The 12,466-nt window shown below is 48.9% G+C and carries 7 protein-coding genes; 6 read left to right on the top strand and 1 reads right to left on the bottom strand.

What is annotated here, in order from left to right; genetic code table 11:
* The first annotated feature begins 95 nt into the window (after nt 1-95).
* Nucleotides 96-467 carry a hypothetical protein gene (locus AB3N00_RS23030; protein ID WP_413036680.1) on the top strand — a complete coding sequence of 124 codons (372 nt, stop codon included), beginning with the start codon at nt 96-98 and terminating at the stop codon, nt 465-467.
* Nucleotides 468-1,068: 601 nt separating this feature from the next.
* Here AB3N00_RS23030 and AB3N00_RS23025 read toward each other — a convergent pair.
* Nucleotides 1,069-2,424 (bottom strand): dipeptidase, encoded by a 1,356-nt coding sequence (locus AB3N00_RS23025; RefSeq protein ID WP_175394442.1) that lies wholly within the window; start codon nt 2,422-2,424, stop codon nt 1,069-1,071.
* 230 nt (nt 2,425-2,654) lie between these two features.
* Here AB3N00_RS23025 and AB3N00_RS23020 point away from each other — a divergent pair, with 230 nt between their 5' ends.
* The 5 genes from AB3N00_RS23020 to AB3N00_RS23000 all read left to right on the top strand — a co-directional run bounded on the left by AB3N00_RS23020 (nt 2,655) and on the right by AB3N00_RS23000 (nt 12,462).
* Entirely contained in the window at nt 2,655-5,057 is a 2,403-nt protein-coding gene (locus AB3N00_RS23020) for an AraC family transcriptional regulator (RefSeq protein ID WP_413036679.1), read from the top strand.
* A gap of 330 nt (nt 5,058-5,387) precedes the next feature.
* Entirely contained in the window at nt 5,388-6,317 is a 930-nt protein-coding gene (locus tag AB3N00_RS23015; RefSeq protein ID WP_413036875.1) for an ABC transporter permease, read from the top strand.
* 47 nt (nt 6,318-6,364) lie between these two features.
* A complete protein-coding gene (locus AB3N00_RS23010) occupies nt 6,365-7,252 on the top strand; it encodes a carbohydrate ABC transporter permease (protein ID WP_095293262.1) in 888 nt (295 codons plus the stop codon).
* Nucleotides 7,253-7,270: 18 nt separating this feature from the next.
* Nucleotides 7,271-8,782 (top strand): extracellular solute-binding protein, encoded by a 1,512-nt coding sequence (locus tag AB3N00_RS23005; protein ID WP_413036678.1) that lies wholly within the window; start codon nt 7,271-7,273, stop codon nt 8,780-8,782.
* 329 nt (nt 8,783-9,111) lie between these two features.
* Complete coding sequence (locus AB3N00_RS23000; protein ID WP_413036677.1) at nt 9,112-12,462, top strand: glycosyl hydrolase; 3,351 nt, start codon at nt 9,112-9,114, stop codon at nt 12,460-12,462.
* The last annotated feature ends 4 nt before the right edge of the window (nt 12,463-12,466 follow it).

Raw genomic sequence — 12,466 nt, 5'->3', positions numbered from 1 at the left:
AAAGGTTCCCCCTGAGAAGCAATTGTGTGAGTAATATGTTAAAATAGTCTCAAAAAAGACGGGATCTGCGGATCACGCATACGGAGGCGTGAAACATGGAACGTAACGCTATGCTCGAATTCGATCCTTTCCTCACAGAGCTGGCGGAAAAACTGCACGTGCACGGCTATTACGCCTTTTATGGCGAGCACTACAATGAAACCGATATGGAGCAGTACCGCAGACACCTGTTTACCTCATTCAACAATATCGTATGGGTAGAGCTGGATGCACGCAAAAAGTATATGATTGTCGATCATCGTGGACGCAACACCGTCATGAAATTGATCGATGGCATGCTCAATACCCGCAGAACGCTGCGTGCCAATCAGGCGATGGCGGGTACGGATACCACCAAAGTCCAGCAGGAAATCAAGCATCTGACGCAGCTTGTGCACATGCTGAGATTTACGACATTTAGAACATAAGAGATTGAAACAAAGAGAGATTTACCCGAAGGGGGAAGTCTCTCTTTTGGTATTTCACCAGTCCTAATGCATCCGAACGAATCCATGCCACCCTATAGTCAGGATGCAAGCAGAATGCAAAAGTTAACTTCAGTCACGTTAATGCAATGTTTGCTCATCCCAAATACTTCCACAGCGAGGAATAACGCGTCTCTGATTCATTAAACCGCCTGCCCTATGGTAATTTAACCTAATAGAACGTGCTCAGTTCGTTAAACAATATAACGAGCCGATGCACAACTACAACAGCTCTAACGAACAACAAAAAGAGTGTCCCGTCATAAACATAACGGGACACTCTTTTTAATTGCACTTAAACTTTATCCACATGTAAAGATAGCCTCAATCGTAAAATCAGTTTGGGAAATGCTGCAAAAGTAGTGAAGGGAACGAAATCGATTCTGTAGAAGCGGAGCGTTCGCGTTTATCACCGGGATTTCTCCCTTTGAAAAAAGGGAATCAAAGAAATCCGGGGATAACAGCGATCGAAAGAACGATTCGGAACCGAAACGGCCACTTCAGCATACTGCCCAGCACTTATTTTTCACATGAGCTTTCAACTTTACAAGCTCTTCATAAACTGAACAATCGTCAACAACCCTTTATCAAAGTTCTCCAGGTTGAAGTGCTCATTCGGTGCGTGCAGGTTCTCATCCGGCAAACCAAAGCCCATCATAACGGCAGGCACACCGAGTACGCGGGACAGCTTCTCTACAATCGGAATGGAACCGCCGTCTTTGGTAAAGAGGGCACGAACACCATACACTTGCTCATATGCATCAGCCGCTTTTTGCAGGATCGGATCGGTAGGATCCGTATTGAACGCAAAAGCTTTCTCGATTTGTTTGACATGCAGTGTTGCACCTGGCTGAACATGGGCACGCAGGTGAGCTTCGATGCGGTCCAGCACCTGCTGTGGATCCTGATCAGCAACAAGACGGCACGTAATTTTGGCATGCGCTTCTTTCGGAATGACGGTTTTGGTGCCTTCACCCTGGAAGCCGCCCCATACGCCATTCAGCTCGAGTGTAGGACGGGCGCCAACACGTTCCACGAACGAGTAGCCTTCTTCGCCGTACAATTGCTCCAGTCCGAGATCCTGGCGAAGCTGTTCTTCATTGAATCCCTGTTTCACGAACTCTTCTCTCATCTCAGCAGACAGCGGCAGAACGCCATCATAGAAACCATCCACGCTCACGCGGCCTTGCTCATCATGCAGCGAAGCAAGCAGGGAAACGAGTGCATGCAGTGCGTTCGGTACACCACCGCCAAAAGAACCCGAGTGCAGGTCCGTGTTGGCTGTGTTCAGATCCACTTCGAGCGAGCAAAGGCCGCGCAGACCTGTGGAGATCGCCGGTTTTCCTTTTTCGAGCAGGGAAGTGTCTGAAATCAATACCATGTCTGCACGCAGCTTGTCTGTATTGTCATTCAAATAGATGGGTAAGTTCGGACTGGAGATTTCTTCTTCACCTTCGATACAGAACTTCACGTTAATCGGAAGTTCCTTGTTTTCGGCGAGCAGTGCTTCAACCGCCTTGATATGTAAAAAAATCTGTCCTTTGTCATCCGTCGCACCGCGTGCAAACAGTTTTCCGTCACGAACCGTAGGTTCGAATGGAGGCGTATCCCACAGGTTAAGCGGATCGACAGGCTGTACGTCATAGTGCCCATAGATCAGGGCTGTTGGTTTGCCTGGGGCATGCAGGTGGTCTGCATAGACGATCGGATGTCCAGCCGTTTGAATAACCTCTACATTTTCCATGCCTGCACGGGTCAATGCATCCGCCGCCCACTGAGCTGCACGGTTGATATCCTCTTTATGAGCCGAAATGGCCGAAATACTTGGAATGGACAACCATTCGTTCAATTCTGCCAGATGTTTTTCTCTATGTTCCTGAAAATAAGTCTGTTCTTTCATTAAAAAGTCCTCCTTCATGTTTTGCTTTATCCTATTGTAATCCATTTTGCCATCTTAATAAAACATTGGTTAAAAAATGATCGGCTGCGTACCGTTTCATTCCACCGGAAATTGAGCGTATAATACAGGAAACGGATTTCATCCATATTTTCTCATGAAAACCAATCAGCAGGGGAGTTGAGGGAGTCCCATGACAGTCAGACTACATGCAAGCAGGCAGGTGAGCGATGATGGAAACGGCTAAAAGAGAAAGGTCTACGGATCGGCTTATGCGTTTGCCCGGGTTCACGCCTGGACGTCATAAGGGGCGTTTTTACCGGAACAGTCTGATTATTATTTTGCTTATTGCCAGCATTCCCGGACTGATTACAGGTATTGTGATGTACCAACTGGTCGTTGGCAGGATGGAAAATGAATTCAATCGCATGCATCAGAACCAGATCGAGAACCGGGCACGCAATGTGGACGACCAACTGGCCTATCTGGAGATGACCTTGTCGCATTGGGCTTTTGAACCGAGGTTTGGCAATGCTCTGCGAACGCTGGACTTTGTATATTATTTTAATGAAACGCAGGAGATCGTAACCACACTATATGTGTTGGAAGGGTCGCATCCCCTGATCAAGTCTGCGCAGCTGTATTTGCAGGAACCGAAACCGATCCTGTTTAACCGGGAATATAATGAGTTAAAAGATAATGCAAAAATACAAGCGTATGACCGTTATCTATCGATGGGTAATCACGTGTATTGGACAGACTGGGTATCCAGCATAAGTAGTGGACCTGCAGCTTCCACAGAGAACAGTCTGCTGCATACCGATGCAAGCAACGCGCTGGTTCTAGTACATAAGATCCCTGGCGAAAACAATAATCCTTTCGGTGCTCTGATCATTACCTTGGACAATGAGAAAGTCGCCAGCCTGTTGAAAACGCTTACTCCATATGATGAAGGATTAACCTTTCTCATGGATCAGGAAGGAAATACACTGGTCACCGGTAATCCGGGCGGGAGTCAGCAGAATGCTGCTTTTGAACAGCAGCTCAAGGAAGAGGTTGCACTTCATGAGAACAGCACGTCCTTTTTGTTCAAATATGAGGATCAGACATACTCCGTATCGTACGGTTCATTGGGCCGAATTGATTCGGAGTGGACCTATGTCTCGGCTGCACCATTAACATCCGTCACATCACCAGTGAAACTGGTATCCAAAATCATCGTAATTGCAAGCGCAGGCAGCCTTTTGCTTGGACTCATGTTATCCTGGCTTGCTTCACGCCGCATCTACTCTCCGGTCGCGAGAATGCTGCATCTTCTGACACCAGGCAAAAATGAAGCGCAGACCAATCCGAAGCTGGACGAATTCCAGCTGCTGGAGCAGCAGTGGAATGAGCTCACTTCCCAGAGTCTCACTGCACACCGCCAATTGCAGGAGCAGCTCCCGCATTTGCGTGACAGCTTTGTGCTGCAGCTGGTTCAAGGTCATTTATATCCCTACAACGAGCAAGATCTTCAGAAGCGAATGAAAAATCTGGGATTCGAACTGGAGGGGCAGCAATTTCTGCTGCTGCAGATGTACTTTACGGGCTACGCCCGGCTGCAGGGCCGGTTTGGAAGCCAGGATACCGGGCTGGTGACTTTTGCAGCAGTGAACATTATCGAGGAAGTCGCTGAAAGTTATTTTGGCCAGGTTAGTATCATGAACTTTCATGACCTCTCTTCAGCCATGCTTGTTATTGCACCGAAGGATGAACAGCTGAAGCCACAGGCATTGCTCTGGGGAGAGGAGCTGGTAGAGGTTATTGGGCGAACACTCAAAATGAATGTCACGATCATGATCAGTCGTCCGGCTGATTCCCTGCATGAATTGCCTGGCATCTTTGTAGAAATGGAACAGGCGGTTGCTTATCGCAGCATAGAGGAAGGAAGTCAGATTCTCGATCTGGAAGATGAGCAATGTTTCCGGAGAGCGGAAGAAGCTGCTTATCCACTGGGTCTGGAACGCGAGTTGATTCAGGCGATCAGGCTGGGCAAGCCAGAGGAAGCTGAACGGGTGATGGACCAATTTATGAGCGAGGTTACCCGGACGGGCAGTACCGAGTTCCAGGTGCAGCAGATGATGCTTCAATTGCTGGGAAGTGTGCAGCATATGATGCTGCAGACGGGCGTAACGCCCTACAAGCTGTTTGGGGGCTGCAATATGTACGAGCGGTTGTCTGCGATCCGGGAACCTGCACAGATGAAGCAGTGGATGATGGTTGAGGTGCTGCTGCCTTACGTGCAGGAGATCGAAATGCGATCCCAGGAACCGCTGAAGCAGATCGTGGAACGCACGATGTTGTATATGGATGAACACTATAGAAGCGAAATTTCCCTTGAGGGGTGCGCAGATGCGGAACAGATGACACCTTATGCACTCAGCAAAGCTTTTAAACAGGTATCTGGCATGAACTTTATTGATTATTTGACCAAGGTAAGGATGGAGGCAGCCAAGCAGCTGCTGCGTGAGACAACGATGAAAATCAATGACATCGCAGCTGCCGTTGGCTATCAGCACAGCTATTTTAATCGAATCTTCAAAAAACAGGAGGGTGTAACGCCAAGCCAGTATCGGGATCAGTGGTTTGGAAAATAACCGCGTTCACACCCTTACTATTTCACCGGGATCCGCTCCATTGGATTCCGGTTTTCTGTGTGAATGACGAAAAACAAAGAAGGATAAAGCTGCAAAAATGTGCAATACCGTCTTCTGTAATATGTCCAAATCAAAGCGGAAATGGCGTCACAGCGGGATTCCTAGCCTCCTTCTGCACATCAGCAAAAAATGAAGGTTGCCGGAAACAGGGTGGCTGTATAGTCTGAATATCAAGTTAATTGGTAACGCTTACATAAATGGGAGAGGGGAGAGATTATGAACGGGAAGACCAAATGGAATGGGAATACCGCTGCTGCAGCTCAGGCGGAAATGGCTACCATGCCGATGAAGCGGGAGTCCAACTGGAAGAGGCAGATTAAACGAAACAAATGGCTGTATGTGCTTGTGCTTCCCGGTTTTCTGTACTTTGTTATCTTTAAATATTTGCCCATGTGGGGAATCGTCATTGCTTTTCAGGACTATCAGCCTTTTCTCGGCATTCGGAACAGTGAATGGGTGGGCATGGAGAACTTTACAACCTTCTTCTCCAATCCGGATTTCTTTCGATTGCTTCGTAATACGCTGGTCCTGGCGGTGTATGATCTAATTTTCTTTTTCCCGGCTCCGATTATTATCGCCTTATTATTGAATGAAATCAGGGTCGCACTTTTCAAAAGAACGATTCAGACGCTGGTCTATGTACCCCATTTTGTATCGATGGTTATTATCGCCAGTATCACTTACGTGTTCCTGACCCCTCAGGGCGGGGTGCTGTATGACCTGATCGCCTGGATTACAGGCAAACCCATTGATGTATTATCCAGTCCGGGTTCGTTCCGTCCGCTCATTATCATTCAGATGATGTGGAAAGAGATGGGGTGGGGAACGATCATTTTCCTGGCGGCCCTCGCAGGTGTGGATACGGAGCAGTATGAAGCTTCCATTGTGGATGGTGCGGGACGATTGCGCCAGATGTGGCACATTACGCTGCCTGCGATTCGCACAACCATTGTTATCCTGCTTATTCTCAGACTGGGGAACTTTTTGGATACGGGGTTTGAACAGATCTATCTGATGACCAACTCCCTCAACCGGGATGTGGCAGACGTATTCGATACGTATGTCTATACGGTGGGGATTACGCAAGGAGCATTCAGCTACAGCACCGCGGTAGGATTATTCAAATCGGTTGTAGGTATCATTCTGGTGCTCGGCAGCAATAAACTTGCCAAAAAATTTGGTCATCCCGGGATTTATTAAAAGCGACTTTCCAGAAACTTTATATCCATTCATAAGGAGGAGCGCCCATGAACAGCCGTCTATACAACAGCCCTGCCGGCAAAGTATTTGATATTTTCAACTACGTCATGCTGGGTATTCTGGGCATACTGACTGTCCTTCCTTTCCTGTATATTATAGGGAATTCTTTCGCGACCGAAGCCGAGATTACGGAACGCAGTTTCTTTCTCATTCCAAAAGTCTTCTCCTTCAGCGCATATGAGTATATTTTTTCTTCGTCTACGATCTTTCGCAGCATCGGCGTTTCCGTTTTTGTGACGGTAGCGGGAACGCTGGTCAATCTGTTCTTCACGCTGACGATGGCTTATCCGTTATCCAGAAGCGATTTCTGGGGCCGTAACGTCATGATGAACATGGTGATCTTCTCCATGCTGTTCGGTGGTGGAATGATCCCGACGTATCTCGTCATTCGCGGACTTGGACTGCTCGATTCATATTGGGCCCTTATGCTTCCTGGCGCAATCAGCGCATTTAATTTAATTGTTGTCAAAAACTTTTTTCAGCAAATGCCGCCCGGGCTGGAGGAAGCGGCCCGCATCGACGGCTGCTCGGATCTCGGGGTACTCTGGCGAATTGTCCTGCCATTATCCAAACCGGTGATTGCCACGTTTGCGTTATTTTATGCCGTAGGGCATTGGAATAACTTTTTCTCGGCACTCCTGTACATTTCCGACAGTGACAAATGGCCGCTGCAGGTCATGCTGAGACAGATTGTTCTGCTCTCGCAGGCAAGCGTTGGAGATATGGCCAATATGGACCCGAATTTTGTACAGCCACCGGAACAGTCCATTAAAATGGCAGTCATCGTTGTAGGTACCATTCCGATTTTGCTGGTGTATCCGTTTTTGCAAAAGCATTTTGCCAAAGGTGTCATGTTAGGTTCAATCAAAGGCTAAAGCCAAGGGGGAGAACGTATGGGACAAAAAGCGGGAATCAAAAAAACAGCACTTCTACTTTCTGCAACATTGTTACTGAGCACGGTTCTGGGAGCTTGCTCCACGAAGAAAACCAACGATACGGGCGAAGCGGCTGCAGGAGGAACCGATCAGATAACAATAATGCTGCCAAACTTTGAAGCCGAAAATCCGCCTGAAAACAGTCCTGTCATTCAGAAGCTTGAGGAATTAACCAAAGTGGATGTGAATCTGCAGTGGGTGCCGAGCAGCTCGTACGAGGACAAATTCAATATCACCCTGGCTTCAGGCAAACTTCCGGATGTGATGGTCGTGCTAGGCAAGTCTCCAAGCTTTATTAACGCTGCACGTACCGGGGCTTTCTGGGAACTGGGACCTTATCTGAAAGACTATCCAAATTTAAGCCAGATGAATGAAATTATTACGAACAATGCTTCTATTGATGGCAAAACCTACGGTATCTATCGGGGAAGGCCGCTGGGACGTAACGGGGTCACGATCCGGAAGGATTGGCTGGAAAATCTGGGTATGGAAGAACCCAAAAATCTTGAAGAATTTTATCATGTGTTGAAGGCGTTCACTACAGATGATCCGGACGGCAACGGCAAGGACGATACGTACGGTTTGGTTGCGAGCAAATTTAACGGACCTTGGGACAATATGCAAATCTGGTTTGGCGCACCCAACAAATGGGGGGATGATGGCAGCGGCAATTTGATTCCGGCTCACGAAACTCCAGAGTATATGGAAGCACTGAAGTTTTTCCGTCAGATCTACAGCGAAGGGTTGGTGAACAAGGACTTTGCCGTGATGGATGCGACCAAATTGCCTGATCCGTTTGTCAACGGGCAAGCGGGTGTCATGATCGATGTAGCGGATAACGCACAGCGGATGGACCAGAAAATATTGGAGAAAGACCCATCGGCAACCGGGCGAGTTGATGTGCTTCAGGCGATGGAAGGACCAAAGGGACTGCGTGACATGCCAACCTCAGGCTACTCCGGCATGATAGCCGTCTCCAAGAGTGGTGTGAAAACGGAAGAAGACCTGAAAAAGGTACTCAGCTTCCTGGATCAATTGAACGAACCGGAACTGCAAGCGCTGCTGTCCAATGGCCTTGAAGGCAAGCAGTATGAGAAAAAAGGGGAGTATGTCGTTCCGACCACCGACAAGCTTGCTCTGCGTGATCTGCAAGGATTAAACCAAATGTTGATGTTTCTTCCTGAAGACCGTGCCTTCCGCATTCAGCCGACACCGGTTCGTGAGAAGGTGGCCGAAATTCAGAAGGCCAACGAGGAAATTGTTGTTCCCAATCCGGGTGAGCCGCTGATTTCCGACGTTTATGCACAGAAAGGACCGCAGCTGGACAACATCATTAACGATGCCCGTATCAAATTCATTGTGGGACAGATTGATGAGAAAGGATTTCAGGATGCGGTAGCACTGTGGAAGAGCAGCGGCGGGAATGACTATGTGAAAGAAGTAAATGAACTGTACGCTGCACTGAAGTAAGCATTCTGCATCCATCCAATAAGCGATTTCCAATCTCCAATCTATAGCTCGAAAGGCTTCTGTTCGTCGATATTGTACCCTGGTGCGAGTAGAAGCGAATTATCCAAGATGCTGATGTAGAACAAATGCTAGCGCCCGGCAGCCGTGCTTAAAGTACAACAGTTGCTGCCGGGCATTTCCATGTATATCAATTTTATAAAACATTTTGTAATTCAAGGCTCCCTAACACCCCTTTTTGAGGTATAATCATAGCCAAACAAACCCAATTAAACACAAATGAACCATATTGGTAGTGGATGAGGACTCTATTTTACAGGGAGGAAAGCGACATGTGGAACGGGGAGGCATTTGTTAATCCCGCGGCGCAGTACCGGATTCATCCCTTCTGGTTTTGGAATGGGGATATGGAAGAAGGTCAGATCAAACGGCAAGTGAATGAAATGGCAGCACAGGGCGTAGGCGGTTTTTTCATCTGTCCGCGTCAGGGGCTGCAGATTCCCTATCTGTCTGACGCATGGTTTGACAAGGTACGGATTGCGGTGGAAGCAGCCGAGGCCTGCGGCATGCAAGTATGGCTTTATGACGAATACCCATATCCTAGCGGCATGGCAGGAGGGGAGGTCACGCTTGATTTCCCTGAAGCCAAGCAGCGCCAGCTTGTACATCAGCAGATTCATGTTCAAGGCGGAGAAGTTGTGGAACATGAGCTGCCTTGGGGACGAATTTTGGTGGCCAAAGCCATTCCGAGAGACGCAGAGGGTAAGCGATTATGGGAGGAGTCTATCGATTTGCGCCATAAAATCGGCAATATCCAGACGGATCAGGTATATCAGGAGACAGGTCTGACCTCGTATAATCGCAAGCGCTTTTTTACATATCGGACAGCTTTTCGCCTGGTATGGGATGCCCCTGCAGGGGATTGGGATATTATTCTGTTCCAGGAAGAGGAAATGAGAGATTTCAAATATTACGGCAATTTTGTTGACCCATGCCACAGGGAAGCGATGAGCCGTTTTATTGAACTGACACATGACCGATATGCGGAGGCTGTTGGAACTCATTTTGACAGCGTTATCAAAGGGATGTTTTCTGATGAAATTGCGCCGCTCGGACGTATTCCCTGGTCTCCTCAGCTGCCGGCATATTTCCGCGAACGCTGCGGATATAGTCTTATTGATTCGCTGCCGGCCCTTTTATATGGTGATGTGCCGGACTCGGCCCGGATTCGGTATGACTACTACCAATCGCTGCATCTGCTTCTGAGGGAGTCGTATCATAAACAGGTTCATGACTGGTGCGAGGGTGCAGGGATTCAGTATGCCGCAGAGGTCCCTGGCGTACGGATGACAACCCAGTTGTTCAGCCATATGCCTGGCGGAGACTCTGCACACGAGAAGATCGGGCGTCCCTTGTCCTGGATTCTGGAACGGTACGGCAAACGAATGCGTGATAATCCCAAAATGGTCAGTTCTCTCGCCAGACAGCTGGGACGAAGCCGTAATCTGATTGAGTGTTTTCATAGTGTCGGTTGGTCGATGACGCTGCAGGATGCCAAATGGATGATTGACCGCATGGCAGCCATGGGAACGAACTTTTATAATTTTCATGCTTTTTTCTATACGATTGGCGGGTTAACGAAGCATGATGCACCTCCCTCCCAGTTTCTCCAGAATCCGTATTGGAAGCATTTCCGCCAGCTTGGCGATTATACGGGGCGAATAAGTTATCTGATGAGCACAGGGACAGCTGATATCCGGATTGCCGTACTTGATCCGACGACCACATTCTGGAGCTTGATGGGCAATCCGCTGCATGGGTTTGAATACAGCGGTGAGGATGCAGCGGAGCGGGCGAGACTGGAGAGGCTTACGAACGACTGGATGCGAATCGGTGTGCACCTGCTCGAAAACAGACGTGACTTCGACCATCTTGATCCTGAACTGCTGGCTGAGTCCGTACTCGCCGATGGAACCATTCAAATTGGTGTTGCCAGATACGAGGTGCTCATCCTTCCGCCGATGCTGAACCTGGAGGCTGCTGCCTGGAAGCAGGTTAAACGGTTTGTTGAACAAGGAGGGACGGTCATTTCAGTAGGCATGCCTCCGCACATTTCCATTCAGGAGGGAAGTCCGGAAGGAGATGAAGCAGCACAGTTCTTCGGTGCGGGTGAGAAGCCAGAGGAAGAGTACTGGGGCCATGCTGGCGAAACGAGACAACAAGCCAGCAGTGAGTTGATATGGCAGCAAGGGGAGGGAGAGGCCTACTTTCTTCCGGTTGGTACCGGTCGCGGGGATGATTCATCACTTGAATTGATCTCACTGCTGCTGGATCAGGTGCTGCCGGAGCCCATCTGCTGGATCATGGAAGAAGAGAGTGCATCCTTGCTGATGCAAACCCGTCAGTTGTCGGATGGGGAATATATGGTATTCCTATCCAATCAGGAGGACCGGCAGCTGGAGGGCCAATTAAAAGTCATTGCCAAGCGGTTGTGGACGGGTACAGATCTCTCAGCGGAACAACGACTGCTGGCAGAGCGGCTTAACCTGGAGACAGGAGAGCGGGAAGTTTTGCCGCTGACCAGCAGCGGTGGAGAATGGTGCATCTCACTCGGGTTTGCCGGATATGAAGCCCATGCTGTGCGGCTGACTTTACAGGCGGTAGAGACCTCTGGAGCCCTTTCCGGTACGGTTGGTAAGGCCGGAGTGGCTGAACGATCGACATCAGCTGCTGCGGAGAAACCATCAGACCTCATTATACTGCCTACGGAAGGGCCATGGCGGCTGGAAACCGTTCAGCCTAACACACTTCGGATTGGACAGTTCCATCTCACGGCAATGAATGACAATGGTGTCATTTTCGAAAGCAAGCATGCAGCCGTCAAACCCTTTATCGATCAGGCAGCTGAATTGTCGAAGCAGCATCACCTGCCTCTTCGGTTCAACCAGGTATTTGGTACCCCGAAAAAAGCAGTTATTGCCTATCCCATTCAATGCCGGTATACGACTACTTTTGAGCTGAGGACAGCATTGCCCGTTTGTATGATATTTATGGACCGGGCAGCTATTGCCGGGACCTGGACCATGGAGATCAACGGCGAGCCTATTGGGGCAGATCGATTCAAACCCATTGAGATTACGGATTACACCAACATTGGCTGTGATATCACGGAGCTGCTGCAGACGGGATTGAATGAAATATCGATTATGGTACAGGTCACGAAGGATGAGGAAGGTATCCTAGATCCGTTGTATTTGCAGGGACGGTTTGGCGTGGAGTTTCATCATGAAGGCATGGTCTCGTTGGTGCATGAATCAGGTACAGCTGTACGGATCGAACCAGAGCCTCAACCACTGTATCCGTATTTTGCAGGAGACATGAGCTATAAACGCAGCTTTTGGCTGGATCAGCCCAATGCCGATACCGATGCCTTTGAGCTCGAATTCAGTGGATGGCGGGTTCAGGATGTGACGGAGGTTCTGGTCAACGGGCATAGCCTTGGCGTGCGATGCTGGTCTCCTTATCGCTGGAGCGGAGAAACTTCCTGGCTTCGTCCAGGGGACAATGAGATTGAAGTGCGTATCACCAATACGTTAATTGGTCTGCTGGAAGGTACCTATTTTGATTCAGATAGCCACAGTTTGCATGAGATCGGTCTTGGTCCCGTTGAAGAACGAATTTGAAGGA

The sequence above is a fragment of the Paenibacillus xylanilyticus genome (genome assembly GCF_047246825.1).
GTDB lineage: Bacteria > Bacillota > Bacilli > Paenibacillales > Paenibacillaceae > Paenibacillus > Paenibacillus xylanilyticus_B.
This window is presented reverse-complemented; position numbering and strand designations above follow the sequence as displayed.